The sequence below is a fragment of the Bradyrhizobium sp. HKCCYLR20261 genome (genome assembly GCF_051168435.1).
GTDB lineage: Bacteria > Pseudomonadota > Alphaproteobacteria > Rhizobiales > Xanthobacteraceae > Bradyrhizobium.
Genome location: NZ_JBNPUZ010000001.1, coordinates 14,979 through 41,645 on the forward strand (window position 1 = coordinate 14,979; position 26,667 = coordinate 41,645).

Genomic DNA, 26,667 nt, shown 5'->3' on the forward strand with positions numbered 1-26,667 from the left:
ATCTCACCCCACTTCAGCTGCCAGAAATGCCTTGGTTCTCGCCTCGCGCGGCGCGCGCAGCACCTCGCCGGCCGGACCGCTCTCCACGATCACGCCCTGGTCCATGTAGACCACGCGGTCGGCGACCTCGCGCGCGAAGCCGAGTTCATGCGTGACGACCAGCATGGTCATGCCGGAGGTCGCAAGCTGCTTCATCACGCCGAGCACCTCGCCGACCAGCTCCGGATCGAGCGCCGACGTCGGCTCGTCGAACAGCACCAGCCGCGGCGCCATCGCCAGCGCGCGTGCGATCGCGACGCGCTGCTGCTGCCCTCCGGACAATTGCGACGGATAGGAGCCGGCCTTGTCGGCCAGCCCGACCCGGCGCAGCAACGCCATCGCCGCGTCCCTCGCCTCGGCCGGCTTGCGCTTCTGCACCTGCACGGGGCCCTCGATGATGTTCTCCAGCGCCGTCATGTGCGGGAACAAATTGAAGCGCTGGAACACCATGCCGCAGGCGAGCCGCTGCCGCGCGATCTCGCGCTCGGAGAGGCGATGCAGCCGGCCGTCCTGCTCGCGAAAGCCGAGCAGCTCGCCGTCGAGCCAGATGCCGCCGCTGTCGGCCGTGGTGAGCTGGTTGACGCAGCGGAGCAAGGTGGTCTTGCCGGAGCCGGACTGCCCGATCAGGCAGACGACCTCGCCTTCGAACACGTCGAGCGAGACCTGCTTCAGCGCCTGGAACTCGCCAAAGCGCTTGCTGACCTGACGGATCGCGACCAGCGGCTTCATCAGCGGCCCCGCGCAATGCCGCGCGCGAAGCGGCGTTCCAGCAGCATCTGCAGCGGCGTCAGGATCGAGACCACGAGCAGATACCAGAGGCCCGCGACGATCAGCAGCTCGATGACACGGGAGTTGGCGTAATAGATGTTCTCGGCCGAATGCAGCACCTCCGGGTACTGGATCACGCTGGCGAGCGAGGTCGCCTTGACCAGGCCGATGAACTCGTTGCCGAGCGGCGGGATCACGACCCGCATCGCCTGCGGCAGGATGATCCGGCGCAGCGCCTGCAGCCGGCCCATGCCGATCGCCTGCGCCGCCTCGTACTGGCCGATGTCGACCGACAGCAGCCCGGCCCGCATCACCTCCGAGGTGTATGCGCCCTGGTTGATGCCGAGCCCGAGCAGCGCCGCGAGGAACGGCGTCATCACATCGACGGCGCGCGCGCTCCACAGGCCGGGGATGCCGATGGTCGGAAACACCAGCGCGAGATTGAACCACAGCAGCAGTTGCAGGATCAGCGGCGTGCCGCGGAACAGCCACGTATATCCGGCCGCGACCGAGCGCAGCACCGGATTGGGCGACAACCGCATGATCGCGACGACCACGCCAAGCGCGATGCCCAGCGCCATCGCTGCCACCGCCATGATCATGGTGTTGACGATGCCGCGCAGGATGACCGGCGCGGTGATGAAGCGCTCGACGAACGACCACTCGATCTGCCCGCGCGCGAAGGCGCGGCCGATCGCAACGAGAAGCACGACGATGATTGCCGCCGTGAGCCAGCGCCCCCAATGCGCCTGCCGCACGATTCTGTGCGCGGACAGATCCGGGAAACCTTCGGCCAGTGTCTCGCTGCGGCTCATCGCGGTGCCGTCAGTCGACGGCGACCGGCTCGACCACGCCGGCACGCTCGGTGATGAGCTTGTACTGATCGGGCCGGCGATGCGCCGCGAAGTTGAACATCTTGTCCTTGCCCTGCCGGCACAGATCGAGATCGATATCGGCGACGAGCACCTCGTCACCGAGCGTCTTCGCCTGCGCGACGATGCAGCCATTGGGATCGACGATGCAGGAGCCGCCGATCAGGCCGCTGCCGTCCTCGTCGCCGGCCTTGGCGACCGCGATCGCCCAGGTCGCGTTCATATAGGCGTTGGCCTGCGCCACCAGCGTGGAGTGGAAGGTGCGCAAGGTTGCATCCTCGGTGTTGCCGCCGTTCGGATCATAGGCCGCGGAATTGTAGCCGACACAGACCAGCTCGACGCCCTGCATGCCGAGCATGCGCCAGGATTCCGGCCAGCGCCGGTCGTTGCAGATCATCATGCCCATGATCGCGCCGCCCCATTCGGGGCCGGCGCGCACGGCGGGAAAGCCGAGATCGCCATAGCCGAAATAGCGCTTCTCGAGCTGCTGGTACTTGGCCCCTTCGCGCGGCTCGACCGAGCCCGGCAGATGCACCTTCCGGTACTTGCTGATGATCTCGCCGTCGGAATCGACCAGGATCGAGCTGTTGAAGCGGCGGCCATCGGGCGTCAGTTCGGCATAGCCGACGTAGAAGCCGACGCCGAGCGCCCGCGCGCGATCGAACAGTGCGGCGACGGAGGCGTTCGGCATGCTGCGCTCGAAATACTGGTCGAGCGCATCGCCCTCCAGGATATAGCGCGGGAAGAAGGTCGTGAAGGCGAGTTCGGGAAACACCACCAGCTTGGCGCCCTGGGCGGCGGCCTGCTCCAGGAGTTCTATCAGGCGGGACAACGTGTGCGCCCGGCTGTCGGCGCGCTGGGTCGGCCCCAGCTGGGCGGCGGCGGCGCGGAAAATACGGCTCAAGACTGCCTCCGATCTGTGCGCCATGCCGAACGATCAGGCGAAGATCGCCTGGAGATGCGCACCGAAAGAAGGGGCCATCTTGGCGAACCCGGCGTGGGATTTGCAATCCACCTTCGCGGCCGCGCGCTATGATATTTTGGCCGAGACCATAACCGGGGCTTATAGGGCGTTCACATGAACCTGCGACAGCTGGAGATCCTGCGGGCCGTCATCCGCCATCACACCACGGTCGCCGCCGCGGAGGAGCTTGCGCTGTCGCAACCGGCGATCAGCAACGCGCTGAAGGCGATGGAGGCACAGGCAGGCTTCACGCTGTTCGAGCGCGTCAACAACCGGCTGTTTCCGACGCCGGAGGCGATGACGCTGTATGAGGAGAGCGAGGCGATCTTCACATTGCATGCGCGGCTGGAAAACCGGGTGCGTGATCTCCGCGAGCAGAAGACGGGGCATCTGTCGATCGTCGCGACGCCGCCGCTCGCCTACAGCATCATCCCTCCGACATTGTCGGGCTTCCTGCGGCGCCGGCCGCAGACGCGGATGTTCTTCGACGTCCGGCGCTACGAGGGCGTCATCGAAGGCGTGCTCGGCAATGTCGCCGAGCTCGGCTTCGCGCTCGGCCTGTCGGACCATCCGGGCATCGCGCATGAGGTCGTGCACACCGGCCAGATGGTCTGCGTGATGCCGCCGCAGCATCCGCTGGCCGAGCGCGATGTGATTTCGGCGCGGGACCTCGTGGGCTTCCCGTTGATCGGCCTGGAGCGCGGCACACGCCTCGGCGAAGCGGTACGCGACAGCTTTCGCGAAGCTGATGCCGACTATCAGCCCACCGTCGAGGTCCGCTACTGCAACACGGCCTGCGTGCTGGCGTCGACCGGCGTGGGCATCGCCGTGGTCGATCCCTTCTCGCCGCGCCAGGGCGGGCATGATCTCGTCGTGAGGCCGTTCACGCCGAGCACGACGGTCTCGGCCTACGTGCTGTGGTCGGAGGCGAGGCCGCTGTCGAACTTGGCGAAGACGTTTCGGAATGAGGTGCGGAACGCGAGCCGGAGTCTCAGCGAAAAGGCAAACACAACTGGTCCAGCAACGGCGCCGCCAAATACAGCGCCCTCGCCTCCTGTAGGAGAGGGCATCGCCAGCGTCTCCACAGACTCGGTTGGGTGAGGGGTCTCTTTCCACAAGCGCGACTTGTCGAAGCAGAGCCCTCATCCAACCGAGCTCGATGCTCTGCCCAACATGCCCTCTCCCACCCTAGCGAAGCTTCGCTTCGCCTTGGGGGCGAGGGCACATTCACGAACACCGCGCTTGCGGCGATATAAGAGGAGTGGAAATTCTATCGTTGGCTCCAACGCCTCCGCAGCGATCTCACGCCCGCGCCAGCTCGATCTCGTGCGTCTGCTTGGTCTCGGCGTCGTACACCTTGATCTGCAGCATCGGGAATCGACGCTTGAGATCGTGCGCGCCGTTATGCGCACCGTCCTTGGTCTTGAACTCGGTCTTGATCTGGCCGTCGACCACGACCGCGTAGCCGGTCAGCGGAAGGTCTTTGCCGAACTTGTCTTGAGCAGGCTTGTTGTGGACAGACTTCTCTTGGGCAGACTTGAGCATTGCGAGCCGACGTCGATTCGTGAGTTGCGGGGGTGCCGAGTGCGCGGGTCTCCGCGCCTCGAACGACACCGATGTAAGGTGAGTCTGTCGCAGCGAGCAAGCGAAGACGCGTTCTTCACAAGCGGTGCGATTACGGTTCAACCTGATGGCGTGACCGCGCACCACGAGCATTCGAGGATGCTTCGTTCCGGCCGCCGGAACGGTAAACGCCGAGGCTTCGCCTTGACCGTTCGTTTACCTCCCTGTCGGCCACGAGATCGTGACTTTGATGCAAGTCAACATTCCCGATCCGAACGCACCGCCTACTGCCGCAACGTCCAAGCGAATCACGTTGCGGTTCCCTGGTTCGGCGTGCCGCCAACGGTTCCTGTGCATGGCCATGGAGAATCAGATGAGCGAAATCGGCGTCACCGCGCTGGACCATACCGTCCAGGAAACCAACATCTGGCTGAAGGTGATCGAGCAGCGGCTGGCGCTGGCGAGCCGGCAGCAGGCCTACAACGCGCTTCGCGCGGTGCTACATGTGCTGCGCGACCGCTTGCCGCTGGCCACCGCCGTCAACTTCGGCGCTCAGCTGCCGATGCTGATCCGAGGCGTCTACTACGAGGGCTGGCGTCACGCGGCGACGCCGACCAAGGACCGGCATCTCGAAGAGTTCGTCGACGACATCTTCCGCCAGCTGCCGCCGCAATTCCCGGTCGATCCGCTCAAGGCCGCGCGCGGCATCTTCGAAATTCTCTGGGAGAAGCTCGATCCCGGCGAGTTCGACAAGCTGATGGGCCATCTGCCGGTGCCGCTCAGGAACCTGCGCGAACCCGCGACCTGAGGACTGCCGCGTGCTCAATGCGCGAGCTGCCGGTAGAGCGCCGGCAGCGCGGCAGGCAGACGACGGATGTTCCCGACGATCGCATAGCCGCCGCGGCCGAACAGCGTTGGAAAATACGACTGCGCCGATGCGTCGATGGTGACGCCGAACACCGCCACGCCGGCGAGGCGCGCCTCCTGCACGGCCTTGCGCGTGTCCTCGATCGCGAACCGCCCTTCATAGTGATCGACATCGTTCGGCTTGCCGTCGGTCAGCACCAGCAGCAGCCGCTTGCGCTCGGGGCGCTCGGCAAGCTCGCCGGCGGCATGGCGCACGGCCGTGCCGATCCGCGTGTAGTAGCCGGGACAGAGCGCACCGATGCGGCGCTCGATTTGCCCGCTCATCTTCTCGCCGAACGCCTTCACGGTCTCCAGTCGGACCCAGGAATTCCGCCGCGAGGTGAAGGTGAGGATGCTGTGGCTGTCACCGCAGGCCGACAGGCCGTGAGCGAGCACCAGCAGCGCCTCCTTCTCGACGTCGAGCACGCGAACGCCGTCGATCCACGCATCCGTCGACAAGGAGACGTCGACCAGCAGGGTCGCCGCAAGATCATGCGCGAGCGGACGCATCGCGAGGTGGACGCGATCGAGACCGCCATGGCCGGCATTGAGATCGCTGCGCGCGCGGACCAGCGCGTCGATATCGAGGTCGTGCCCGTCAGCCTGGGCGCGCATCACCTCCTCGCGCGGCCGCAACGTCTCGAAGCGACGCCGCACGCTGCGAATACGACGGCGCATCGCCTCATCGGGCGCCCACGTCTCGCCTGTCTCGGCCGCGGCGCCGGTGACGACGCGACAATGATCCGGCAGGTAGTCGCCGCTTCGGTAATTCCATTCAGGGTACAGCCGCCCGCTGTCGAGCCGCGCGGTGTCGACCGCCTCGGGCGGCAGATCGAGATCGAACTTCAGCTTGCTCGCGGGACGTCCCTTGCGCCTGGAGATCGCGAGCTCATCGAGATCGTCGGCGGCCTTGCGGGCGTCGTCATCGTCGGTATCGTCAGAGGGACGATCGACATTGACCATCTCCGCCATCGCGAGAATCTTCTCGAAGCGGTTGAGAATGAACGGATCGCGCCTGACGCCATCGTCGCGTTCGCGCCGCGCAAAGCGCTTGCGGGTGTCTTGCGTCTCAACCTGCTCGGGCGGCGTCGACGTCTCCTCGTCGTCGCGTTCGGCAGCAACAGCGTCGCGGCTCCAGCAATCGCCCCACAACGGGCACGGCAGCATCGGTCGGTAGCCCGGCGGTGCGCGATGCGGCAGTTCGCCGTCGGCGATGACGGCATTCCACAGCACGCCCTGCGGCGGCACGGCCGCTCCAAGCAGCGCCATGACGATGTGCTCGACCTGCTGCTCCAGACGCGGCAGCGGACGTCGCGGTCGGGTCACGGCCAGGGCACGCGCGAGCTGGGCGTAGGATCGGTTCAATCCGGGGAAGCGCGTCAGCACCACCATCGCGGTCTCGCGCGCGCGGCGCAGCGCGAGGAGATCCCGCCGCAGCGGGTCGCTGTCCGCGATCGGCTCGACCTCCATGGTCGCGAACCACGCCGCGAGCCAGTGATAGAGCTGGGCGTTGAGAGCGCGATCCGGCAGCAGCGCGATGGTGTCCGGGAGAAACACAGTGGCGCCGTCGCATCCGGCCTGGTCGAGGCACTCGTCACCGAGCCCGATGCGCTGGCGCCAGCCGAGACGATGGCCCGACTTGCGCGCCTTGGCGCCTGCGATCTGCACACCGCTCTCTCCGCCAAGCGCGCGGAACATCACGGCGATACGGCCGCTGACGTCATTCAACGCGACCGCGTGATCGGGATGAACCGAATAGCTCGACGTGGTGCCGACGAGGCGATGCCAGGCACGGCCGACGGTTTCTTCCAGTTCGAGAAAGTCGAGCATGCTTCACCCGATCACGGCCTGCGCGACCTCGCGCAGCGCGGCCTTGACGTCGGCATCGTCGGTCAGCGGCTCGATCATCGTAGCGAGCACGGCTTCGGCGACGGGCGTCCCGGCAGCGACGAGCGTGGCGCAATAGACCAGCAGCCGGGTCGAGACGCCCTCCTCCAGATCGTGTCCCTGCAACGCCCGCAGCCGATGCGCCAATGCCACCAGCGGCCGCACACGGTCAGGCGTCAGCCCGCTCTCGGCGGCGACGACCGCGATCTCCTGCTCCGCGGGCAGGAAGCCGAACTCGATCGCAATGAAGCGCTGCCGCGTCGACGGCTTCAGCGCCTTGTGCAGCGACTGATAGCCCGGATTGTAGGACACCACGAGCATGAAGCCGTCGGGTGCGACCAGCTCTTCGCCGGTTCGCTCCAAAGGAAGAATGCGGCGGTCATCCGTGAGAGGATGCAGCACCACGGTCACATCCTTGCGGGCCTCGACCACCTCGTCGAGATAGCAGATGCCGCCCTCGCGCACCGCGCGGGTCAAAGGTCCGTCGGTCCAGACGGTGTCGCCGCCCTTGAGCAGATAGCGGCCGGTGAGATCGGCGGCGGTGAGGTCGTCATGACAGGCGACCGTATGCAGCGGCAGGCCGAGCCGCGCCGCCATATGAGCGACGAAGCGGGTCTTGCCGCAGCCCGTCGGGCCCTTCAGCAGCACCGGCAGCCGATGACGGAACGCATGCTCGAACAGCGCGCATTCATTGGCGGTCGGCGTGTAAAGCGGGAACACAGGAACGGTGTCGATCGCGTGCAGCGCGGCTTTCATGGTCTTTCTCCAATATCGGGGACTGCAGGCGGCGACCGCGGGGCCGCCGCCTGCCAGCGTTCACTCCGCGGGCTGCAGGGCCCCGGAAATTACGGCCTGCTTCGCGCGGCCGGGCACCAGCACAGCCCAGACGAACATCAGCGCCGAGATCGCGACGAACACGCCGGAGCCGAGCCGCACCCAGTAGAACATCGCAAGCTGGTCCTGCACATCCATGTAGCTCTGGCCGAGCACGCGCTGCAGATGCACCTGAAGAATGCCGGCGAAGGTCAGCGCGAAGGTCATCACCATCATCGCCGTGCACATGATCCAGAAGCTCGCGATCGAGAGCCACTGGTTGTAGGGCGCGCGCTGGCGCAGTTGCGGCACGGCATAGGCCATCACGGCGAGGTTGAGCATCACATAGGCGCCGAAGAAAGCGAGATGGCCGTGCGCGGCGGTCACCTGGGTGCCATGGGTGTAGTAGTTCACGCTCGACAGCGTGTGCAGGAAGCCCCACACGCCGGCGCCGAGGAACGCCATCACCGAGCAGCCGACCGACCACAGCAGCGCAGCGCGGTTCGGGTGCTTGCGGCCGGCCTTGAGCGTCATCTGCACCGTGAAGATGACCATGGTGAAGAACGGCGCGACTTCCAGCGTCGAGAACAGCGAGCCGATCCACTGCCAATAGCCGGGAGCGCCGATCCAGTAGAAGTGGTGGCCGGTGCCGAGGATGCCGGAGAACAGCGCCAGGCCGATGATGACGTAGAGCCACTTCTCGACCACCTCGCGATCGATGCCGTTGAGCTTGATCATCAGGAAGGCCAGGATCGAGGCCATGATCAGCTCCCAGACGCCCTCGACCCACAGATGGACAATGTACCACCAATACATCTTGTCGACCGCGAGATTGGCCGGGTTGTAGAACGCGAACAGGAAGAAGATCGCGACGCCCCACAGCCCGAACAGCAGGATGTTGGTCACCGTGGTCTTGCGGCCTTTCAGCGCCGTCATCGTGACGTTGAACAGGAACATCAGGCAGACGACGACGATGCCGACCTTGATGATGAAGGGCTGCTCAAGGAACTCGCGGCCTTCATGGTAGTGGAAGAGATAGCCCACCACGGCGGCGCCTGCGGCTCCGAAGAACATCCAGAACTGGATCTTGGCGAGCAGCGGGCTGTAGATCTCGGTCTCGGTCTCCTCGGGCAACAGGAAGTAGGTCGCGCCCATGAAGCCGATCAGCGACCACACGATCAGCGCATTGGTGTGGATCATGCGGACGATGTTGAAGGGCAGCAGGACCGACAGCGTGTTCGGCAGCACGTAGATGGTGCCGGCGAGCAGGCCGAACAGGACCTGGGCGAGGAAGAGCGTCAGCGCGCCGTAGAAATACAGCATCGCGACCTTCTGGGTCTCATATCTCATCGCGGATGTCTTTCGTGGATGAAGGGCGGGATGCAGGGCTCAGCCGGCCTTGTTCGGCGGCCAGTCCTGGCGCTTGATGGTGTCGGTCCATTGCAGGAAATCGGCGAGATCGTTGATCTCCTGGTCAGTGAGGTTGAACTGCGGCATTTGCCGCCGCCCGGGCGCGCCGGAGGGCTGCGACTGCATCCAGGATTTCAGCATCTCGCGGGCTGCTGCCGGGTCCTCTCTGCCGCCCCAACGGTCCCAGACATTCCCGACCTCCGGCGCGAAATAGGCGCCCTCGCCGAGCAGCGTATGGCAATTGATGCAGGAGTTCCTTTCCCAGACATGCTTGCCGCGCGCGACGCCATCTGAGAGCGTCGACGCCTTGGTCGAGGTCGTGACCATGTAGTAGTGGCTGTGCGCGGTCAGCCCGAGGAAGATCGCGAAGAAGAAGGCCGAACCGCCGTAGAAGACGTTCCGCGCGGCCGACTTGGTCAGGCGTTCCGCCATGACACGTCCTTTCCGGTTGGTGAGGATCAATGGTGTGGAAGCAATCTACTGGCGCTGCCGCGGGGCTCTTTGTCGGGGCGCAACGAGCGCGCAGATCGGCCGTCAGACGAGAGCCCGGATCGCAACCGCAAGCGCGGCAAAGGCGGCGAGACCGGCACCCCAGGTGGTGAGCAGGCCGCGCCACAGCGCGGGCGCACTGCGCAGGCCGAGATAGTCGAGTACGATCACCCTGCCCTTTGCAGCGGCGAGCGAGAGAACCAGCGCATCGACGAGCCATCTGTTCGGCACCAGCAGCGAGGCTGCGAGCGTGGCGAGCACGAAACTCAGCAATTGCAGCCAAGCCATATCAAGTGGGCTCCGGAACATGCCTCACCCCACCAGATAGAGGATGGGGAACATCACGATCCAGACCAGGTCGACCATGTGCCAGAATGCTGCCCCGGTCTCGATGCCGCTCGACGTGGCGCGATGGCTGACGACGGCGAGGATGACGATGCCAAGCCCAACGTGCAGCAGGTGGAACCCTGTCAGGAGGAAGTAGAGCGTGAAGAAGACCGAGGATTCGAGGCTCGCGCCGGACGCGATCTCGTTGCTGTACTCGGTCAGTTTGATGACGGCGAATGCCGCACCGAGCATCGTGGCCAGTGCAATCCAGCGCCGTGCAATATGCGGCGATTCAGCCCGCGCGGCCGCAGCAGCACGCGCGGCGGCCCAGCCGCTCGTCACCAGCACGATCGTATTCAATGCTGCGAGCGGTCCGTCGAGGACGGCCTGCCCGGACGCGAACACCACTGGATGGATCGCGCGGGCAACGATGAAGGCGCCGAGCAGCAGGCCGAATGCGACGAGCTCGCTCAAGATCAGCACCCACATCATGGGATCGCCGGGCAACCCGCCGAACACACCCCAGCGCTCGTCCTGGTCCGTCTCGCATGTCAGTGCCGACATCTCGCCCTCCGGTTGGATGCCGCGAAGGTAGTCAGGCGAGCCGAGGTCCTCTTTGTCGGTGCACAAACAGTGCGGCACCGGACTGCGCTAGGGATCGGCGACACCGCCAGCAGCAGACCCCAGGAGCAGTTCTATGACCGAAGCACAGCTCGGCCTCGTCACCGCCACGCCGATCATCATCGTGTTCGCAGCCGCGCTGCGGCGGATGGGGGTGCTGTCGACCACCGGCACGGTCTCGGCCATTGCTGCTTCGGTCGCGATCGCAACGGTGCTCTTCGTCACCCAGTAGGCTCACTTGGAACCTTCGGCACACACGGACGTCACCTCGTCCGGAGGTGCAGCATGGACGACAAGCGATTCGCAGAACTGCTGGGCAACGCCGCGATCAGTGTGTGGGGCGACATCCCGCGCGACCTCCAGGAAGCGCTGTTCGAGACCGCGATGCGCGGCCAGGACGATCTGCGGCTGCAACTGGCGAAGCTCCTGCACGACCGGCATCCGCGCACCCAGCATCCGCCCCGGCCGGTGTGAGACGTCTCATTCAGGGCGATCATCAGACCGGAACTGGGATGCCTCGTCGTAACCCTTGCGGCTGCTGTAGAACACCAGCACCATCAGGCCGACCCCCACGATCAGCGAGAACACCACGCCCAGCGTGAGCGCGATCCAGCCCTCGGTCGGCATCGGATCGCCGGGCAGCGTCAGGCCCTGGTAGGCGAACACGGCGGCGCCGGCGAGAATCACCAGCAATGCGACAACGATCGTGATGGGTCCTGCACGCATGCGATCGCGCTCCTGCAGGCGAGAACAGGAGCCGCCCGTGATCGTTCCTGACGGTGCTTTAATGACGGCGGGCGGCAGTTCCGGAATGCGAGAACGCACGAGCGAGGCGGGTTGCGTTGCGGCGCGGAAATCACCGCGCTGCATTCAAACGCAGCACTCTTTGCTCAAGCGCTGCCCCGCGGCTTGGCACCGTCCGCATGGCTGCTCCCGCCGGGGATCGCTAGGCGTCAGGGAACTTAGCTGATAACCATACCGGCCTCTTTATTGGCTACAGAGGACACGACCGGAGATGGATAACCGCAGCGAGATCTGGCGCGGCGTCGACGCGATCAAGACCCGTTTCATCGAGCTCAGCGACCGGGTGTGGAGCATGCCCGAGGTCTGCTACACGGAGGCCCGCTCCTCCGCCGAACACCTCGCCGAGCTGAAGCACCAGGGTTTTCGCATTACCGAAAAGGTGGCGGGCATTCCGACCGCGCTGATGGGCGAATGGGGCGAAGGCGGTCCGGTCATCGCCTTCATGGGCGAGTATGATGCCCTGCCCGGCCTCTCGCAGGAAGCCGGCGTTGCCGAGCACCGTCCGATCGAGACCGGCGGCCACGGCCATGGCTGCGGCCACAATCTACTCGGCTCGGCCGCACTGCTTGCCGCCACCGCCGTGAAGGACTGGCTTGTCGCCAACAAGGTGCCCGGCCGCGTGCGCTACTATGGCTGCCCTGCCGAAGAAGGCGGCGCCGCGAAGGCCTTCATGGTGCGCTCGGGCGCGTTCGAGGATGCGGACATCGCCATCACCTGGCATCCGTCTAGCTTCTGGGAAGTGGTGATGACGCCGTCGCTGGCCAACACCCGCGCCGACTTCATCTTCACCGGACGCACATCGCATGCCGCCGCCTCGCCGCATCTCGGCCGCAGCGCGCTCGACGCGGTCGAGCTGATGAATGTCGGCGTCAACTACATGCGCGAGCACATGCCGAGCGATGCGCGCGTGCACTACGCGCTGCTCGACACCGGCGGCATCGCGCCAAACGTGGTGCAGGCGCATGCCCGCGTGCGCTACTCGATCCGCGCCCGCGACCTCCCCGGCATGAACGAGCTGGTCGGACGCGTGCACAAGATCGCCCAGGGCGCGGCGCTGATGACCGAGACCAAGGTCGAGATGAAGATCATCTCGGCGGTGTCCAACATCCTGCCGAACACGCCGCTCGAAGAGGCGCTGTATGGCATCATGGAAGAACTCGGGCCGCCGCATTTCGACGAAACCGACCGCGATTTCGCCGGCCAGATCCAGGCGACCCTGACCGACAAGGACATCGAGTCGGTCTACTACAGCATCGGCATGGAGCCGACCGCCAAGCCGCTCGCCGACTTCCTGGTGCCGCTGAACACCAAGCGCAATCCGCAGATCGGCTCGACCGATGTCGGCGACGTCAGTTGGGTGGTGCCGACCGTGCAGGTGCACGCGCCGACGGTGGCGATCGGCACCCCTTTCCACACCTGGCAGGTCGTCGCGCAGGGCAAGACGCCCGCCGCGCACAAGGCGATGGTGCAGGCCTCGAAGGCGATGGCCGCTCTCGGCATCAAGGCGCTCAACGAGCCCGCGCTGATCGCGGCGGCGAAGGCCGACCTGAAGAAGCGGACGACGCGCACGCCGTATGTCAGCCCGCTGCCGGCCGACGTCGAGCCGCCACTGACGATGTCGGTCGCCTAGAACGAAAACCGGGGGAGAATACGATGGCAAAGGCAGCGAAGAAGCCGGCGGCGAAGGCCGCCCGGCCGGTCCCGAAGCGCGCCACCGCGCGTACCGTGACCAAGGCGAAACCGTCCGCCAAGGCGAAAGCCACGACCAAGGCGCCATCCAAGCCGCAGGTGAAGGCAGCCGCGCCCAAGCCGCGGCTGCCGAAGGGACCGGCCTGGCAATGGTCGGCGGTCGAGACCGCGGCGGCGATCCGCTCGGGCGCCGTCTCCTCGCTGGAGGTAACCCAGGCGCACATCGCGCGGATGCACGCGGTCAATCCGAAGCTCAACGCCGTCGTCGTCGATCTCAGCGACGACGCCCTGAAGGCCGCGCGCGCCGCCGACAAGGCCCGCGACAAGTCCGGCCTGCTGCATGGCGTGCCCGTCACGATCAAGGAGAACGTCGACTACGAAGGACGTCCCAATCCCAACGGCGTCCCGGCGCAGATGGGCATCATCGCGCCGTCCGACGCGCCCGTCGTGCGCAACCTCAGGAAGGCCGGCGCGATCGTGCTCGGGCTCACCAACACGCCGGAATTCTCGTTCCGCGGCTTCACGGACAACCCGCTGCACGGACTCACGCTGAACCCGTGGGATCCGGAGATCACCTGCGGCGGCTCGTCGGGTGGCGCGGGCGCGGCTGTCGCCGCCGGCATCGGCACCATCGCGCATGGCAATGACATCGGCGGCTCGCTGCGCTGGCCGGCGCATTGCAATGGTGTCGTCACGATCAAGCCGACCCAGGGGCGCATCCCGGCCTATAACGAAAGTGCCGCTGCGGAGCGGCCGATGCTGGCGCATCTGATGTCGTCGCAGGGCCCGCTGGCGCGCAGCGTCGCCGACGTCCGGCTGGCGCTGGACGTGATGAGCCGGCGCGACCCGCGCGATCCCTGGTGGGTGCCGGCCCCGCTCGAAGGCGACAAGCCGAAGCGTCCGATCAAGGTCGCGCTTGCGAAGCTTCCAGGCGACATGGATGTCGATCCCTCCGTGACCGCCGCGCTCCGGCAGGCCGCGGATGCGCTGGAGCGATCGGGCTACCGGGTCAGCGAGGTCGAGGTCCCCGACATCACCGGGGTCTGGCAGACCTGGTGCGATATCATCACCAACGAGGTGGTGGTGTTGCAGGAGGCCAAGATGCTGGCGGTGACCTCCGAGGACTTCCACAAGGCGTGGGGCGGCATGAAGGCCAAGGCCGCGGAGCTCGACCTCGCAGGCTGGATGAACGCAACGGCGCAGCGCTCGACGCACATCCGTGCCTGGCAGCTGTTCTTCGAGGAGTACCCGGTCGTGCTGGCCCCCACCACCGTCAAGCCGACGCCGGGTCCGCGCGAGGACACCGTAAGCCCTGAGCGGGTGCGCGAGATCTTCTTCAACGACATTCGCTTCATCTCCGCCATCAACGTCCTCGGCCTGCCCGGCGCCGTCGTGCCGGTCACCGTCCACAATGGCCAGCCGATCGGCGTGCAGCTGATCGCCGGACGCTATCGCGAGGACCTCGCGCTCGATGCCGCCGCGGCGATCGAGAAGCGCGCGGGCATGCTGGTTCGCCAGCTCTGGGAGCGCATGGCCTAATCGGACAGCGGCCCGGGGAACGCGATCCTCGGGCCGTCGTGTTTGCGACACGGCGCCGCATCGATTGTCGAAAGCCGAACACTGGCGCACTTCACGTCAGCACGAGGTTGCCTTCGTGTTGACGGGAACCGGCCGGGCCGTCTATTCTCATGTATACGAATGGATATAGCACGAGCTCGGCTTTCGCCGATGTGACGGAACAGGACTTGCAGTTCACTGGACGCATTCGTCCCGGTGAATACAACAAGGACATAGTGATGAGATCGATGCGCTTCGCCACCGCCGCCCTGTGTGCGGCCGTTGCCCTCCTGACCGGCACGAATGCCTTTGCCGGCAGCGCCAACATTGCCGTCGCCGCCAATTTCACCGAGCCGGCCAAGGAGATCGCGGGCCTGTTCAAGGCCAAGACCGGGCACGAGCTGGTGCTCAGCTTCGGCTCGTCCGGACAGTTCTACACCCAGATCAAGGAGAACGCGCCGTTCGCGATCCTGCTCTCCGCGGACGACGAGCGCCCGAAGAAGCTGGTGGATGACGGCCTGGGCGTCGCCGACAGCCGCTTCACCTACGCGATCGGCAAGCTCGTGCTGTGGAGCAAGAATCCGAACACCGTCAAGGGGGAGGAGACCCTCAAGGCGAATGCGTTCAACAAGCTCTCGATCGCCAATCCGACCGCCGCGCCCTATGGCGCCGCCGCGATCGAAGCGATGAAGGCTCTGAAGCTCTACGAGGCGATCCAGCCCAAGATCGTCCAGGGCAACACTATCTCGCAGGCTTTCCAGTTCGTCGACACCGGCAATGCCGAGCTCGGCTTCGTGGCGCTGTCGCAACTGATGCCCAATGTCGGCGGCTCGCGCTGGCTGGTGCCGCAGAACCTCTACAGCGAGATCCGCCAGGATGCCGTGCTGCTGAAAGCCTCCGCCGGCAACGAGGCGGCGACGGCGTTCCTGGCTTTCCTCAAGACGCCGGAAGCGCGTGCCGTGATCGAGAAGTTCGGCTATGCTCTGGATCCGAAGTCCGGCAGCTAGGCACCGATGAACCTTCAGGGATGAACCTCCACGTCTCCGCCGAAATCTGGCAGCCGATCCGGCTCACGCTCGAACTGGCAGCGCTCACGACCGTCATCCTGATGATCGTGGGCACGCCGATCGCCTGGTGGCTGGCGCGCTCGCGGGCGTGGTGGAAGGAAGCGGTCGCGGCGCTGGTGGCCATTCCGCTGGTGCTGCCGCCGACCGTGCTCGGCTTCTATCTGCTGGTCGCGCTTGGGCCCAGCGGCCCCGGCGGCGCGCTGGCCTCGCTGTGGGGCGCGCGCACACTTGCCTTCACCTTCCCCGGCCTTGTCATCGGCTCGGTGCTGTTCTCCATGCCCTTCGTGGTGCAGCCGATCCGCAACGCCTTCGAGGCGATGGGTGAGAAGCCCATGGAAGCTGCGGCCACCTTGCGCGCCTCGCCCTGGCGCGCGTTCTGGACCATCGCCGTGCCGCTCGCGAGCCCCGGCTTTCTCACCGGCGCGATCCTCGGTTTCGCCCACACCGTCGGCGAGTTCGGGGTCGTGCTGATGATCGGCGGCAACGTTCCCGGCAAGACCAAGGTGCTGTCGGTTGCGATCTACGACTATGTCGAGACCTCGCAATGGACGGAGGCTTCCGTGCTCGCGCTCGGCATGGTCGTGTTCTCGTTTGGCGTCATTCTGACGATGATGCTGATCGAGAAGAAGATGACGAAAAGCACGTCATGAGCACGGTCAAGGTCGACTTCCGCGGCACGCTCGGGCGTTTCGAGCTGAATGCACGGTTCGAGGTGCCGGCCCGCGGCGTGACCGCGATCTTCGGCCCCTCCGGCTGCGGCAAGACGGCCGTCATGCGCTGCATCGCCGGGCTCAACCGTCTGGACGGGCTGTGCTCGGTCGCCGGCGAGGTCTGGCAGGACGACAAGCACTTTCGTCCCGTGCACCAGCGGCCGATCGGCTACGTGTTTCAGGAAGCGAACCTCTTTCCGCATCTCTCGGTCCGCCGCAACCTGATGTATGGACATCCCGGACAGACCGGCGGGACGGCGATCGGCTTCGACGAGGTGGTCGCGCTGCTCGGCATCGGAAAACTCCTGGAACGCTCGCCGCGGCATCTCTCAGGCGGCGAGCGCCAGCGCGTCGCGATCGGCCGCGCGCTGCTCAGCCAGCCCAAGCTCTTGCTGATGGACGAGCCGCTGTCTGCGCTCGACCAGATGACCAAGGACGAGATCCTGCCCTATCTGGAGCGGCTGCACGCCGCGCTCGACCTGCCGATCCTGTACATCAGCCACGACATCGCCGAGGTCGAGCGGCTCGCCGACCAATTGGTGCTGATGCGCGGCGGCGCCGTCCTCGCCTCGGGCCGGCTGCGCGATCTGCAGGCCGATCTGTCGCTGCCGCTCGCGTTGTCACGCGATGCGGCCGTGAGCCTCGATGCCACGGTCGTGAGCCAGGATGCGACCGACGGGATGGCGACGCTCGCCGTCCCCGGCGGCCAGTTTCTGCTCCCCGCCGAGACGCTTCAACCCGGGACCCGCCGACGGCTGCGGGTAGTCGCGGACGACGTCAGCCTCGCGCTGGAGGCCCCGAGCCGCAGCACCATCGTCAACGTGCTGCGCGCGAAGATCCTCGAGATTCGCAGCCAGTCGGACCATCGCGTCACCGCCCTGCTCGGCCTCGGCGAGGATGGCGCGGGCGCACGGCTGCTGTCCCGCGTCACCCAGCGCTCGTGGAACGAGCTCGGCCTGCAGGCGGGACTTGCGGTCTACGCGCAGGTCAAGGGCGCCGCCCTGGTCCGCCGCGAAGATCCCCTGCCCTGACTTCCAGCATCCGGCGTATCAGTCCGCAGCGCGCGTCGTGTTATATACGCGACAATATAGCATTCCATGTTATATCCTTGACAATACAGCTGAAGATCACACCCCGATAGACATGGCTGAGTTTCATCAACGAAACAAAAGGCTTGGCTGCTCCACGCTCGAGTGGCCCGGCGCTTGCTATCTCGATCTCGCAACACGAGGTCATCCGCATGAACGCCGCCGTCACCTGGCATCCAAATGCGCCCAAGCCGCTTGCGCTGGTGCTCGGCACCAATGAGATCGCCTCGGCGGTCGCGGCCAGGCTGAGCCACGCCCGCTTTGCGATCGTACTCTGCCACGACGCATTCCCGCCGGTGATCCGGCGCGGCATGGCCTTTCATGACGTGCTGTTCGGCGAGGCGCGCACCGTCGACTGCGTCACCGGCAGCCGCGCCGACAGCATCGCGGACGTCGTCCGCATTCATCGCGACGCCGGCCATGTCGCGGTCACGGCCATGCATCTCACCGATATCATCGCCTTCCGCTATCCGGCCGTGATCGTCGACGCGCGCATGCAGAAGCACGTGATGACGCCGGATCTGCGTGGCGTCGCCGGCATCGCCGTCGGCATCGGCCCGCGCTTCGCGGTCGCGCGCAATTGCGACGTCGCGATCGAGACGCACCCCTGCGAGACCGGCGCGATCGTAGCCCAGGGCACCACGCGCAATGCCGACGGCAGGGCACGGGAGCTCGGCGGCGCCGGGCGCGAGCGCTTCGTCTATTCGAACCAGGAGGCGGTCTGGCACACGCCGCTCGACATCGGCACCCGCGTCTACAAGGGACTGCAGCTCGGCTCGCTCGGTGGCGCGCCGGTGCTCGCCCCGCTGGACGGTGCGCTGCGCGGCATCGCCCGCGACGGCCTGCGCGTGCCGACAAACGTCAAGCTGCTCGAGATCGATCCGCGCGGACGCGCCGCCACCTGGACCGGGATGGACGAGCGCGGTCGAGCAATCGCGGCCAGCGTCGTCTCGGCCGTTCACCAGATCATGCAAACCGATCGGAAGGCGGGCCGCGTCTCCGCCAAGGTGTGAGGAGGACTGCGATGGGAAGAGCTGATGTCGAGAGCCGTCAAATCGTGGCGTTGCAGGGCGCCGCATCCAGCGTCATCCAGGACCTTCTGGGTGATCTCGCCATGCGGCTCAGCACGGCGGGCCTTCGCGTCTCCGGCGTGATCGAGAGCAGCGCCGACAAGGCCAAGCCGTGCAAGGCCATGATGCTGCGCAGCCTCGATGATGACAGCGTGTTCTCGATCTCGCAGGATCTCGGCCCGGGGTCACAGGCCTGCAACCTCGATCCCGAAGGCCTGGCGCTCGCCTGCGCGGCCGTGCAGCGGTCGATCGCGCGGGGCACGGACGTCGTGATCCTCAGCAAGTTCGGCAAGCAGGAGGCGGCCGGCAGCGGGCTCGCCGATGCGTTCGGATCGGCGATCGCAGCCGGGCGCCCCATCATCACGGCGGTCTCGCCAGCGATGATGGAGGCCTGGACGACATTCGCAGGCGTCTTTGCTGAATGCGTCCCGGTCGACGTTGCGCGCAGCCCGGGCTGGATCGAGGCGTGGTCCGGCCGCATGGTGACATCGCAGAACTCGCGTGCGATGATCGGCGCCGAACGCGAGCGGATCGGAATGGGATGAAGCGCGAAGCTCAGATCGCATTGACCATCAGTTTCAGCAATGGCGGCACGCTGTCGCCTGAGGATCTGCGGCTGATCGAGTTCATCCGCAAGGAACGCTCGATCCTCGGCGCGGCGCGCGCGAGCGGCATATCCTACCGCAAATGCTGGCTGATGGTGGATGCGCTGAACCGCACTTTTGAGACGCCCGTCTTCGAGACCCATCCCGGACGCCGCGGCGGCGGCGCCGAGATCACGCCGTTCGGCGAGCGGCTGGTCGCGCTGTATGGTTCGATGGAGCGGCGCACGCGCACGGCCACGGCCGCAGCGCTCGGTGAACTGCAGAAGGCTACCGATCCTCGCTATCAGAAGCGGGCCAGCGGCGCGGCCGAGGCAGCTCCGAAGGCCGAACCGCGCCGGGCCCGATCGCGACGCTCTTGATCATCGCCCAGGCGGAGAGATCCGGCTCCAGCGCCAGCCGCTCGACCGATTCGAGCGTGACCAGCGCATGCAGCCTGGTGGTCCCGAGATCGAAGGTGACCCGCACATAGGGCGGATCGAGCGGCAGGATCTCCTCGATCCGGCCGGGCAGCCGGTTGGTGATCGAGACATCCATCGGCCGCGACAGCGCGATCGAGACGTCGCGCGCCTCGATGGTCACGGACACGCCGGCGTCAACGGCGGCATCGACCATCGGCACCCGCAATTCGCCGTCGGCGAAGAACAAGGTCGACAGGCCGTATTGCGGATCATGCCGCAGCACCCGCGCCGGCACCGTCGTCGAGAGAACGATCGATGCGGCTGAAGACGATGGGGCCTCGGCAGTCATCGCGCAGCGGCCTCCCTCACTTTACGGCCGGTCGTGATCGTACAGCACGCGCACACGGATCGTGCCTTCAACCGCGCGTAGCTCCGACAACAGCTCCTCGCCCTCGCCGCCGACCACGTCGGTCTCGAGCACGACGTAACCGACTTCGGGATCGGTCTGCAGATATTGCGCGAGGATGTTGATGTTGTGCCGCGACACCGCCTCGTTGACCTGGCGCAGCACGCCGGGAACATTGCGGTGGACATGGATGAAGCGCGTGCCGGTCGGACGCGCGGGCAGTTGCACCTGCGGGAAGTTGACCGCGCCGAAGGTCGAGCCGACGTCGGAATAGTCGATCAGCTTGCGCGCGACCTCGCCGCCGATGCGGTCCTGCGCCTCCTCGGTGGAGCCGCCGACATGCGGGGTGAGGATCACGTTGGGCAGACCCTGCAGCGGAGAGACGAACGGATCGGCGTTCGAGGCCGGCTCGACCGGGAACACGTCGACGGCGGCGCCCGACAGCTTGCCCTCGCGCAGCGCGCTGGCCAGCGCGTCGATGTCGACCACCGTGCCGCGCGAATTGTTGATGAGATAGGCGCCGTCCTTCATGTGCCGGATCTGGCGCTCGCCGATCATGTTGGCGGTCGCCGGCGTCTCCGGCACGTGGAGCGAAACGACGTCGCTGACCGCGAGCAGCTCATCGAGACTCTCGACCGGCTCGGTATTGCCGTGGCGCAGCTTGTCGGTGAGATCGAAGAAGATCACCCGCATGCCCATGGCTTCGGCAAGGTTCGAGAGCTGCGAGCCGATATTGCCGTAGCCGATGATGCCGAGCGTTTTGCCGCGCACCTCGCGGCTGCCATTGGCGGACTTGTCCCAGCCACCGGCGTGGGCCGACACCGAGCGCGGGAAGATCCGTCGCATCAGCATGACCACCTCGGCGATGGTCAGCTCTGCCACGCTGCGCGTGTTCGAATACGGTGCGTTGAAGACCGGAATGCCGAAACGCTTGGCCGCATCGAGATCGACCTGATTGGTGCCGACCGAGAAGCAGCCGACAACCATGAGCCGGTCCGCCGCCTGCAACACGTCCGCCGTCAAATTGGTGCGCGAGCGAATGCCGAGCATGTGCACGCCGGACAGCATCCGCTTCAGCTCGGCCGAGCCGAGCGCCTTGGGAAGCCGTTCGACTTCCGTATAACCGTTCGCCTCGAACATACGGACGGCCGAGTCGTTCACACCCTCGAGGAGCAGAACGCGGATCTTTTGCTTGGGCAGCGAGAGCGGCATGGACCTAGCCTGAATCAGTCGTGGGTGTGGCGTAGTGTAGCGGTTGTTACAGTCGCGTTGCGTTGAAACTTGGTGAATGCGACGCGGCAACGCCGCTTTCTGTCGCTTTCTCAGGGTCTTGTCCACTCCGCAACGCGGTTTTCAGCGGCAATGCAAAATCGGCGCCTGGCATAACGAATTCATGCGCTTCTTGCGGCGCAACAACCGCAGATCGTTGTTTTGTGTACTGACAAACCCCGCGAGCAGAGCTAGCCTTTCCGGCAATCAAAAAATCACCGGGAGGTCAGCATGTCAGACGGAATGGTCGAGGCACGCGCGCAGGAATCGACTCAGGGCGAAACCCAGACGGTCGATGTCGCCGTCGTCGGCGCGGGGTTCGCGGGATTGTACCTGCTGCATCGGCTGCGCAAGGCGGGATTCTCGACCGTGGCGCTGGATACCGCCCACGATGTCGGCGGCACCTGGTACTGGAACCGCTATCCGGGCGCGCGCTGCGACATCCAGACCGTCGACTACAGCTACACCTTCGATCCCGAACTCGAGACCGCCTGGCAGTGGTCGGAGAAATACGCCACCCAGCCGGAGATCCTGCGCTATCTCGGCTTCGTCGCCGATCGCTACGACCTGCGCCGTGACATCCGCTTCGGCACCCGCGTGCTCGGCGCTTCCTGGGACGAATCCCAGGAGCGCTGGCTGCTGACCACCGACAACGGCCCTGCCGTGTCCTGCCGCCACTACATCATGGCGACCGGCTGCCTGTCACAGCCGAAGCCGCCGGAGATCGACGGCGTGCACGACTTCAGGGGCGAGATCTACTTCACCAGCCGCTGGCCACATGACGGCGTCGACCTCCGGGGCAAACGGGTGGCCGTGATCGGCACCGGCTCCTCCGGCATCCAGTCGATCCCGATCATCGCCGAGCAGGCGGCGCAGCTCACGGTGTTCCAGCGCACGCCGAACTTTGCGCTTCCCGCGCACAACGGCCCGCTGCCGGCGGACCGTGCTTCGCAGCTGGCACAGGATCGCGCCGGCCTGCGCGAGCAGGCGCGCTGGTCGATGACCGGGGTGCCGATTCCGCCGGCCACCGAGTTCAGCTGGGCACTGAGCGAGGCCGAGCGCCGCGAGCGCTTCGAGAAGATGTGGGCGTCTGGCGATCTCGTCGGCATGCTGACCCAGCTCTGGGCCGACCAGGGCGTCGATGCCGACGGCAACGCGCTGCTCGCCGACCTCATCCGCGAGAAGATCCGCGAGATCGTCAAGGATCCAGAGACCGCCGAGGCGCTCACGCCTCACGATCATCCCTTCGGCGCCAAGCGTCCGTGCCTGGATACGAACTACTACGCAACGTTCAACCGCCCCAACGTCACCTTGGTCAATCTGCGCAAGGAGCCGATCGCGGCGATCACCGCTGGCGCGATCAAGACCGACAAGCGCAGCGTCGACGTCGACGTCATCGTGTTCGCAACCGGCTTCGACGCCATGACCGGCGCGATCCGCGCGGTGCATCCGATCAAGGGGCGCGGCGGCAAGTCGCTCGACGACAGCTGGGCTGACGGGCCGGAGACCTATCTCGGCCTGACAGTCGCCGGCTTCCCGAATCTGTTCCTGATCACCGGGCCCGGCAGCCCGTCGGTGCTGTCGAACATGGCGGTGTCCATCGAGCAGCATGTCGACTTCGTCGTCGACCGGCTGGCGGCGCTGCGCGACGCCGGCTTCACCACCATCGAGCCGACAGAGACGGCGCAGGCCGGCTGGATGCGCCACATGGCGGATTGCTCGACGGTGACGCTGCACCGGCTCGCCAACACCTGGTACACGGGCGCCAATGTGCCGGGCAAGCCGCAGACCTTGATGCCCTATACCGGTGGCGTCGGACCCTATCGCGGTATCTGCAACGAGATCGTGAAGCGCGGGATGCTCGGCTTCAAACTCACGGGTCCGGACGGCGCGACCCAGTGCAACGACGGCGAGATCGTGAAGCTGCAGCCGGATGTGCGGCTGGTGCTGAACATGCTCACCGAGATGAACCTGCCGCCGATCGAATCGATGGGCGCGCAAGGTGCACGCGACTTCATCGCCGAGTTCAACAAGGCCCGGCCGCCCGGACGCCCCGTGGGCGAGGTGACGGACGGCACGCTGCCGGGCGCGGAGGGTCCCCTCGCCTACCGCCTGTATCGTCCGGCGACGCCTGGCCCGCATCCGATCGTCGTGTACTTCCACGGCGGCGGCTGGGTGCTCGGCGACGAGCAGTCGGACGATCCGTTCTGCCGCGACATGTGCCGCCGCTCCAACATGATCTTCGTCAGCGTCAACTATCGCCACGCGCCCGAGCATCGTTTCCCGGCGGCGGCCGAGGACGGCTACGCGGCGGCGAAGTGGGTCTCCGAGCACGCCGCAGAGCTTGGCGGCCGCGAGGGCCCGGTGCTGGTCGCAGGCTGGAGCGCCGGCGGCAACATCGCCGCCGTCACCTGCCAATTGGCGCGCGATCGCGGCGGGCCGGCCATCGGCGGCCAGCTGCTGGTGTGCCCGGTGACCGATTGCAGCTTCGATCGTCCATCCTACACCGAGAACGCGGCCGGCTACTTCCTGACACGCGGGCTGATGTTCTGGTTCTGGGACATCTACTGCTCGCCGGCGGACCGGACCGACCCGCGGGTGTCGCCGCTGCGCGGTCAGCTGAAGGGGCTGCCGCCGGCCTACATCGTCACCTGCGAATTCGATCCGCTGCGTGATGAGGGCATCGCCTATGCCGAGGCGCTGGCTGCCGCGGGCGTACCGGTCGGCCAGCTCAAGGCGCGCGGGCACTTCCACTCGTCCTTCACGATGGTCGACGTGGTCATCACCGGCGTCGGCGGCCGCATGCAGATGGCCGAGGCGCTGCAGGCGTTCACACAGTCGGGTGACGACAGCAGTTCGCTGGAGATCAACGCCGCAGCGAGCTAACGCGACCACCGGCCTTCGGACTTGCGGAAGGCTGCAGGTCTTTCCGCAAGCGCGGTCGCGGCACGACACAGAGCCGGTAAGCAGCCGGATGTTTCGGCCGGCAGCCGATGGGCCGCGTGCAGAAGGGCGCGCGCCGCGCGTGCCGGATCTGAACCGACTCGGTGCAAGCGCTCCAGCGTCGCCGCGATGCGCCGCTGGGCGCGCGGCGACGCCATGCGCGCGCCAAGCGCGCCGAGTTGCTCGATCGCCTGGCCGACATACAGCAGCGCCAGCGCATCCTCGGCCAAGCGCGTCGGCGAGTAGGATGCGCGCTCGCCCCAATAGGTCGCGAGCAGGATGCGATGGTGAAGCAGCGCGCGCCATGTTTTGCGCCGGTCCGATCGCAGGGCGCTCGCAGCGAGATGTTCGAGATCGTCGATCATCGAATATCTGACCGCCTCGTACCGCCGACGGCTGTCGACGGGGTAGATCAGGCGAAAGGCGATCAGCGCGGCCACCGGTCCGACAACCACGGCAAGACTGGCCATCAGCGAATGCGCGAGGCTCATGGTCTGCGGCCACACCGGTTGCAGCATCAGCAGCAGCACCATGTTGATGTCGAACGCCATGCGCTCGGTCCGGCGATGAGCGTAGAGCGGCGCGCCAAGCAGGATGAACGGGACCATCGCCACGACCAGCCCGAACGATCCAGCCGCAAATGGCCAGACCAGCCATCGGCAGATCAGGCCGAGCATTGCACCGATCACTTGCCCGACAAGCACATGGCGCAGGGTCGCGACCGGATTCTCGAATGTCGAGAAGATCGAGAGCATGATGGCGGTCCCGAGCATCATGAAGCCGCCCATTTCCCAGCCGGTCACGAGCCAGATCACACCGGTCGCCGACATCGCGGCGAAGGCGCGGACCATCGCGCGGCGTGCCAGCAGCCACTCGCGATGGAGCAGTGGATCAGCGGCGGGAGAGCCGTCGAGATCGTCGAGATGTCTCGTCGCCGCATTCAGTTCGCCCAAGACCGCCGTCAGTGCACTGTTCGGATCCGTAGCGGCCGCAACATCATACAGCCGCTGGAGCGCCTCCGCGGGGTCAGCGGCCGGGGACGTCTCCATCGTCGTCGCCGCGGCCCCCACGGTTGCTTCGATCGCGCGGCTTTCATCCGAGCGCAGCCACAACGCGGCGGACACCTGCGCCGACAGCAGGGCGCGCATCTGCCGGACCAGCCTTCGGCGCCTGCGCGAGCCGGCGCCGTGCAGGTCGAGCGTGCCCTCGAGCGTCGCAATATCCGACAGGATCGACTGCTGCCGATCTTCCGAGACCGGCGCCCCGCGCCGTCGCGCGATGAGGTCGGCAGCCAGCCGCCCGCTGAGCAGCCGCGCCTTTTCCAGCAGCGAGATGTCGTCACCCGGCGCGGCGAACAGCAGCCCGATCAACAACGCCGCGAGGATGCCCACGGAAACCGTCAGCACGCGATCGGCACCCAGGGCCAGCACATGCTCGGGATGAGCCGAATCGAGCAGCGCTACCATCGCCGCCGAATATCCCGACAGCATGGCCGCATAGGATGCGTAGCCGCGGACGAGGTTGCCGGCAAAGGCGCACACGCCGATCCACAGTGAGATCCCGATCACGAGCACGATGGGATCGCCCTGCGAGATGCGCATCAAGATCATGCCGAAAAGGGCGCCGATCACGGTGCCGCCGAACCGAGCCGCGCTCTTCTCCAGGAGGTGTCCGCGCAGCGGCTGCGACGCCGCCCACACGGTCATCGCAGACCATTGCGGATGTTCGAGCCCGGCCAGCCAGGCGGCGGCCAGCGCGAGACAGGCTGCGATCGCGGTCCTGAAACCGAACGCAAGCTTGGGACCGTCAAAGCCGAGCCGCGGCATGATCGACGTCATGATATGGTTTCGTCCGGATCGGCGAGGCGGCGCTCGATCCGCTCGAAGACGTCGAGGGTCGATTGCAATTGCCTGTCGTTGATGTCTCTCAGCATCGCGATCTCGGCATCCTGCAGGATGCGATAGACGGACGTCAGCACGCGCCGCCCCTTCGTGGTGAGAAAGACCAGCCGCGACCGGCGGTCCGTCGGGGAGACCCGACGCTCGATCAGCCCGCGCTCGCTGAGCTTGTCGAGCAGCCGCACGAGGCTCGATCCATCGATTCCGCACCGGGCCGCGAGCTCGTTCTGGGTAATGCCGTCGCCGGACCGATCGAGGTGCACCAGCGGCGGCCAAGCCGCGTCCGACAATCCAAGCGCATCCATGCGCTCGTCCAGCGCCCGCCGCCACCGGCGGGCCAGGCCGACGAGCGCAAAACCGAAGCGCAGGCGCGCGGTGGGGTCAGACGTTGCCATCGGCCAATTGATTGAACTCAAATCGTTTGAATTCAAGTCATTTTGGCGCGCAAAGGCTGAGGAACGGCTCTGCTTCCCGCGCATGCCGACGATATGTCAGCGGCTCGCC

General features: G+C 66.3%; 28 protein-coding genes. 13 read left to right on the forward strand and 15 right to left on the reverse strand.

All coding sequences use genetic code 11. The annotated features are described in order from the left end of the window. Window positions 1–3: 3 nt before the first annotated feature. The 3 genes from ACQR1L_RS00065 to ACQR1L_RS00075 are packed head-to-tail and all read right to left on the reverse strand — an operon-like array spanning window position 4 to window position 2,607. Window positions 4–771 carry an amino acid ABC transporter ATP-binding protein gene (locus tag ACQR1L_RS00065; RefSeq protein ID WP_434856534.1) on the reverse strand — a complete coding sequence of 256 codons (768 nt, stop codon included), beginning with the start codon at window positions 769–771 and terminating at the stop codon, window positions 4–6. Further along, entirely contained in the window at window positions 768–1,622 is an 855-nt protein-coding gene (locus ACQR1L_RS00070; protein WP_434855898.1) for an amino acid ABC transporter permease, read from the reverse strand. Before ACQR1L_RS00070 ends, ACQR1L_RS00065 begins: the two co-directional genes overlap by 4 nt. Before the next feature lie 10 nt (window positions 1,623–1,632). Further along, window positions 1,633–2,607, reverse strand: coding sequence for an N-carbamoyl-D-amino-acid hydrolase (locus ACQR1L_RS00075; protein WP_434855899.1), 975 nt, complete (start codon window positions 2,605–2,607; stop codon window positions 1,633–1,635). A 150-nt stretch (window positions 2,608–2,757) separates the two neighbouring features. Here ACQR1L_RS00075 and ACQR1L_RS00080 point away from each other — a divergent pair, with 150 nt between their 5' ends. Further along, window positions 2,758–3,744: a LysR family transcriptional regulator gene (locus ACQR1L_RS00080; RefSeq protein WP_434855900.1), complete on the forward strand. Its 987-nt coding sequence runs from the start codon at window positions 2,758–2,760 to the stop codon at window positions 3,742–3,744. Between the two features lie 201 nt (window positions 3,745–3,945). On the opposite strand, the gene ACQR1L_RS00085 is transcribed toward ACQR1L_RS00080, so the two are convergent. Beyond that, window positions 3,946–4,188 carry a hypothetical protein gene (locus tag ACQR1L_RS00085; protein ID WP_434855901.1) on the reverse strand — a complete coding sequence of 81 codons (243 nt, stop codon included), beginning with the start codon at window positions 4,186–4,188 and terminating at the stop codon, window positions 3,946–3,948. A gap of 391 nt (window positions 4,189–4,579) precedes the next feature. Here ACQR1L_RS00085 and ACQR1L_RS00090 point away from each other — a divergent pair, with 391 nt between their 5' ends. Continuing rightward, the gene (locus tag ACQR1L_RS00090; RefSeq protein ID WP_434855902.1) at window positions 4,580–5,014 is read left to right on the forward strand and encodes a DUF2267 domain-containing protein; all 435 of its coding nucleotides are present in this window, start codon (window positions 4,580–4,582) and stop codon (window positions 5,012–5,014) included. Window positions 5,015–5,028: 14 nt separating this feature from the next. Here ACQR1L_RS00090 and ACQR1L_RS00095 read toward each other — a convergent pair whose 3' ends face one another. The 6 genes from ACQR1L_RS00095 to ACQR1L_RS00120 all read right to left on the reverse strand — a co-directional run bounded on the left by ACQR1L_RS00095 (window position 5,029) and on the right by ACQR1L_RS00120 (window position 10,602). After that, complete coding sequence (locus ACQR1L_RS00095) at window positions 5,029–6,942, reverse strand: nitric oxide reductase activation protein NorD (protein ID WP_434855903.1); 1,914 nt, start codon at window positions 6,940–6,942, stop codon at window positions 5,029–5,031. Between the two features lie 3 nt (window positions 6,943–6,945). Next, entirely contained in the window at window positions 6,946–7,755 is an 810-nt protein-coding gene (locus tag ACQR1L_RS00100) for a CbbQ/NirQ/NorQ/GpvN family protein (RefSeq protein WP_434855904.1), read from the reverse strand. A 60-nt stretch (window positions 7,756–7,815) separates the two neighbouring features. Further along, entirely contained in the window at window positions 7,816–9,162 is a 1,347-nt protein-coding gene (locus tag ACQR1L_RS00105) for a cbb3-type cytochrome c oxidase subunit I (RefSeq protein ID WP_434855905.1), read from the reverse strand. Window positions 9,163–9,201: 39 nt separating this feature from the next. Continuing rightward, window positions 9,202–9,654, reverse strand: a complete 453-nt coding sequence (locus tag ACQR1L_RS00110; protein ID WP_434855906.1) for a c-type cytochrome — start codon at window positions 9,652–9,654, stop codon at window positions 9,202–9,204. Between the two features lie 102 nt (window positions 9,655–9,756). Next, window positions 9,757–10,020, reverse strand: a complete 264-nt coding sequence (locus ACQR1L_RS00115; protein WP_434855907.1) for a cytochrome C oxidase subunit IV family protein — start codon at window positions 10,018–10,020, stop codon at window positions 9,757–9,759. A 3-nt stretch (window positions 10,021–10,023) separates the two neighbouring features. Continuing rightward, entirely contained in the window at window positions 10,024–10,602 is a 579-nt protein-coding gene (locus tag ACQR1L_RS00120) for a cytochrome c oxidase subunit 3 family protein (RefSeq protein WP_434855908.1), read from the reverse strand. Window positions 10,603–10,735: 133 nt separating this feature from the next. Here ACQR1L_RS00120 and ACQR1L_RS00125 point away from each other — a divergent pair, with 133 nt between their 5' ends. Together ACQR1L_RS00125 and ACQR1L_RS00130 are read left to right on the forward strand one after the other, a co-directional pair. Further along, window positions 10,736–10,891 (forward strand): hypothetical protein, encoded by a 156-nt coding sequence (locus ACQR1L_RS00125; protein WP_009028352.1) that lies wholly within the window; start codon window positions 10,736–10,738, stop codon window positions 10,889–10,891. 53 nt (window positions 10,892–10,944) lie between these two features. Continuing rightward, window positions 10,945–11,133 (forward strand): hypothetical protein, encoded by a 189-nt coding sequence (locus ACQR1L_RS00130; RefSeq protein ID WP_434855909.1) that lies wholly within the window; start codon window positions 10,945–10,947, stop codon window positions 11,131–11,133. A 6-nt stretch (window positions 11,134–11,139) separates the two neighbouring features. Here ACQR1L_RS00130 and ACQR1L_RS00135 read toward each other — a convergent pair whose 3' ends face one another. After that, window positions 11,140–11,385: a hypothetical protein gene (locus tag ACQR1L_RS00135; protein ID WP_434856535.1), complete on the reverse strand. Its 246-nt coding sequence runs from the start codon at window positions 11,383–11,385 to the stop codon at window positions 11,140–11,142. A 289-nt stretch (window positions 11,386–11,674) separates the two neighbouring features. Here ACQR1L_RS00135 and ACQR1L_RS00140 point away from each other — a divergent pair, with 289 nt between their 5' ends. The 8 genes from ACQR1L_RS00140 to ACQR1L_RS00175 all read left to right on the forward strand — a co-directional run bounded on the left by ACQR1L_RS00140 (window position 11,675) and on the right by ACQR1L_RS00175 (window position 19,608). Then, the gene (locus tag ACQR1L_RS00140) at window positions 11,675–13,093 is read left to right on the forward strand and encodes a M20 family metallopeptidase (RefSeq protein WP_434855910.1); all 1,419 of its coding nucleotides are present in this window, start codon (window positions 11,675–11,677) and stop codon (window positions 13,091–13,093) included. Window positions 13,094–13,116: 23 nt separating this feature from the next. Then, window positions 13,117–14,691, forward strand: coding sequence for an amidase family protein (locus tag ACQR1L_RS00145; protein ID WP_434855911.1), 1,575 nt, complete (start codon window positions 13,117–13,119; stop codon window positions 14,689–14,691). A gap of 257 nt (window positions 14,692–14,948) precedes the next feature. Then, entirely contained in the window at window positions 14,949–15,716 is a 768-nt protein-coding gene (gene modA, locus ACQR1L_RS00150) for a molybdate ABC transporter substrate-binding protein (RefSeq protein WP_434855912.1), read from the forward strand. 20 nt (window positions 15,717–15,736) lie between these two features. Then, on the forward strand, window positions 15,737–16,426 hold the full coding sequence (gene modB / locus ACQR1L_RS00155) for a molybdate ABC transporter permease subunit (RefSeq protein ID WP_434855913.1): 690 nt from the start codon (window positions 15,737–15,739) through the stop codon (window positions 16,424–16,426). Then, entirely contained in the window at window positions 16,423–17,517 is a 1,095-nt protein-coding gene (modC, locus tag ACQR1L_RS00160) for a molybdenum ABC transporter ATP-binding protein (RefSeq protein ID WP_434855914.1), read from the forward strand. Before modB ends, modC begins: the two co-directional genes overlap by 4 nt. A 209-nt stretch (window positions 17,518–17,726) precedes the next feature. Then, the gene (locus ACQR1L_RS00165) at window positions 17,727–18,587 is read left to right on the forward strand and encodes a xanthine dehydrogenase (protein ID WP_434855915.1); all 861 of its coding nucleotides are present in this window, start codon (window positions 17,727–17,729) and stop codon (window positions 18,585–18,587) included. Between the two features lie 11 nt (window positions 18,588–18,598). After that, window positions 18,599–19,189, forward strand: a complete 591-nt coding sequence (locus ACQR1L_RS00170) for a DUF2478 domain-containing protein (protein WP_434855916.1) — start codon at window positions 18,599–18,601, stop codon at window positions 19,187–19,189. Then, window positions 19,186–19,608, forward strand: coding sequence for a winged helix-turn-helix domain-containing protein (locus tag ACQR1L_RS00175; RefSeq protein WP_434855917.1), 423 nt, complete (start codon window positions 19,186–19,188; stop codon window positions 19,606–19,608). Before ACQR1L_RS00170 ends, ACQR1L_RS00175 begins: the two co-directional genes overlap by 4 nt. On the opposite strand, the gene ACQR1L_RS00180 is transcribed toward ACQR1L_RS00175, so the two are convergent. Then, window positions 19,517–19,996, reverse strand: a complete 480-nt coding sequence (locus ACQR1L_RS00180; RefSeq protein ID WP_434855918.1) for a TOBE domain-containing protein — start codon at window positions 19,994–19,996, stop codon at window positions 19,517–19,519. The genes ACQR1L_RS00175 and ACQR1L_RS00180 overlap by 92 nt on opposite strands. 21 nt (window positions 19,997–20,017) lie before the next feature. Next, a complete protein-coding gene (serA, locus tag ACQR1L_RS00185; RefSeq protein ID WP_434855919.1) occupies window positions 20,018–21,265 on the reverse strand; it encodes a phosphoglycerate dehydrogenase in 1,248 nt (415 codons plus the stop codon). A gap of 288 nt (window positions 21,266–21,553) precedes the next feature. Between serA and ACQR1L_RS00190 the strand changes: the two genes are divergently transcribed. After that, window positions 21,554–24,208 carry an alpha/beta hydrolase fold domain-containing protein gene (locus ACQR1L_RS00190; protein ID WP_434855920.1) on the forward strand — a complete coding sequence of 885 codons (2,655 nt, stop codon included), beginning with the start codon at window positions 21,554–21,556 and terminating at the stop codon, window positions 24,206–24,208. On the opposite strand, the gene ACQR1L_RS00195 is transcribed toward ACQR1L_RS00190, so the two are convergent. Further along, the gene (locus ACQR1L_RS00195; protein ID WP_434855921.1) at window positions 24,205–26,103 is read right to left on the reverse strand and encodes an FUSC family protein; all 1,899 of its coding nucleotides are present in this window, start codon (window positions 26,101–26,103) and stop codon (window positions 24,205–24,207) included. The two genes, ACQR1L_RS00190 and ACQR1L_RS00195, sit on opposite strands and share 4 nt — an antisense overlap. Next, window positions 26,100–26,642, reverse strand: a complete 543-nt coding sequence (locus ACQR1L_RS00200; RefSeq protein WP_434855922.1) for a MarR family winged helix-turn-helix transcriptional regulator — start codon at window positions 26,640–26,642, stop codon at window positions 26,100–26,102. The genes ACQR1L_RS00195 and ACQR1L_RS00200 overlap by 4 nt, the downstream gene beginning before the upstream one ends. Between the last annotated feature and the right edge of the window lie 25 nt (window positions 26,643–26,667).

What these genes read in the sequence shown, in the direction of transcription:
- ACQR1L_RS00175 (WP_434855917.1), top strand. Translation starts at nt 19,186, where the DNA reads ATGAAGCGCGAAGCTCAGATCGCATTGACCATCAGTTTCAGCAATGGC.
- ACQR1L_RS00165 (WP_434855915.1), top strand. Translation starts at nt 17,727, where the DNA reads ATGAACGCCGCCGTCACCTGGCATCCAAATGCGCCCAAGCCGCTTGCG.
- ACQR1L_RS00070 (WP_434855898.1), bottom strand. Translation starts at nt 1,622, where the DNA reads ATGAGCCGCAGCGAGACACTGGCCGAAGGTTTCCCGGATCTGTCCGCG.
- ACQR1L_RS00120 (WP_434855908.1), bottom strand. Translation starts at nt 10,602, where the DNA reads ATGTCGGCACTGACATGCGAGACGGACCAGGACGAGCGCTGGGGTGTG.
- modC (WP_434855914.1), top strand. Translation starts at nt 16,423, where the DNA reads ATGAGCACGGTCAAGGTCGACTTCCGCGGCACGCTCGGGCGTTTCGAG.
- ACQR1L_RS00140 (WP_434855910.1), top strand. Translation starts at nt 11,675, where the DNA reads ATGGATAACCGCAGCGAGATCTGGCGCGGCGTCGACGCGATCAAGACC.
- ACQR1L_RS00190 (WP_434855920.1), top strand. Translation starts at nt 21,554, where the DNA reads ATGTCAGACGGAATGGTCGAGGCACGCGCGCAGGAATCGACTCAGGGC.
- ACQR1L_RS00100 (WP_434855904.1), bottom strand. Translation starts at nt 7,755, where the DNA reads ATGAAAGCCGCGCTGCACGCGATCGACACCGTTCCTGTGTTCCCGCTT.
- ACQR1L_RS00195 (WP_434855921.1), bottom strand. Translation starts at nt 26,103, where the DNA reads ATGACGTCGATCATGCCGCGGCTCGGCTTTGACGGTCCCAAGCTTGCG.
- ACQR1L_RS00180 (WP_434855918.1), bottom strand. Translation starts at nt 19,996, where the DNA reads ATGACTGCCGAGGCCCCATCGTCTTCAGCCGCATCGATCGTTCTCTCG.
- ACQR1L_RS00145 (WP_434855911.1), top strand. Translation starts at nt 13,117, where the DNA reads ATGGCAAAGGCAGCGAAGAAGCCGGCGGCGAAGGCCGCCCGGCCGGTC.
- ACQR1L_RS00135 (WP_434856535.1), bottom strand. Translation starts at nt 11,385, where the DNA reads ATGCGTGCAGGACCCATCACGATCGTTGTCGCATTGCTGGTGATTCTC.
- ACQR1L_RS00115 (WP_434855907.1), bottom strand. Translation starts at nt 10,020, where the DNA reads ATGTTCCGGAGCCCACTTGATATGGCTTGGCTGCAATTGCTGAGTTTC.
- ACQR1L_RS00105 (WP_434855905.1), bottom strand. Translation starts at nt 9,162, where the DNA reads ATGAGATATGAGACCCAGAAGGTCGCGATGCTGTATTTCTACGGCGCG.
- modA (WP_434855912.1), top strand. Translation starts at nt 14,949, where the DNA reads ATGAGATCGATGCGCTTCGCCACCGCCGCCCTGTGTGCGGCCGTTGCC.
- ACQR1L_RS00080 (WP_434855900.1), top strand. Translation starts at nt 2,758, where the DNA reads ATGAACCTGCGACAGCTGGAGATCCTGCGGGCCGTCATCCGCCATCAC.
- ACQR1L_RS00095 (WP_434855903.1), bottom strand. Translation starts at nt 6,942, where the DNA reads ATGCTCGACTTTCTCGAACTGGAAGAAACCGTCGGCCGTGCCTGGCAT.
- ACQR1L_RS00110 (WP_434855906.1), bottom strand. Translation starts at nt 9,654, where the DNA reads ATGGCGGAACGCCTGACCAAGTCGGCCGCGCGGAACGTCTTCTACGGC.
- ACQR1L_RS00125 (WP_009028352.1), top strand. Translation starts at nt 10,736, where the DNA reads ATGACCGAAGCACAGCTCGGCCTCGTCACCGCCACGCCGATCATCATC.
- modB (WP_434855913.1), top strand. Translation starts at nt 15,737, where the DNA reads ATGAACCTCCACGTCTCCGCCGAAATCTGGCAGCCGATCCGGCTCACG.
- ACQR1L_RS00130 (WP_434855909.1), top strand. Translation starts at nt 10,945, where the DNA reads ATGGACGACAAGCGATTCGCAGAACTGCTGGGCAACGCCGCGATCAGT.
- serA (WP_434855919.1), bottom strand. Translation starts at nt 21,265, where the DNA reads ATGCCGCTCTCGCTGCCCAAGCAAAAGATCCGCGTTCTGCTCCTCGAG.
- ACQR1L_RS00075 (WP_434855899.1), bottom strand. Translation starts at nt 2,607, where the DNA reads ATGGCGCACAGATCGGAGGCAGTCTTGAGCCGTATTTTCCGCGCCGCC.
- ACQR1L_RS00085 (WP_434855901.1), bottom strand. Translation starts at nt 4,188, where the DNA reads ATGCTCAAGTCTGCCCAAGAGAAGTCTGTCCACAACAAGCCTGCTCAA.
- ACQR1L_RS00090 (WP_434855902.1), top strand. Translation starts at nt 4,580, where the DNA reads ATGAGCGAAATCGGCGTCACCGCGCTGGACCATACCGTCCAGGAAACC.
- ACQR1L_RS00200 (WP_434855922.1), bottom strand. Translation starts at nt 26,642, where the DNA reads ATGCGCGGGAAGCAGAGCCGTTCCTCAGCCTTTGCGCGCCAAAATGAC.
- ACQR1L_RS00170 (WP_434855916.1), top strand. Translation starts at nt 18,599, where the DNA reads ATGGGAAGAGCTGATGTCGAGAGCCGTCAAATCGTGGCGTTGCAGGGC.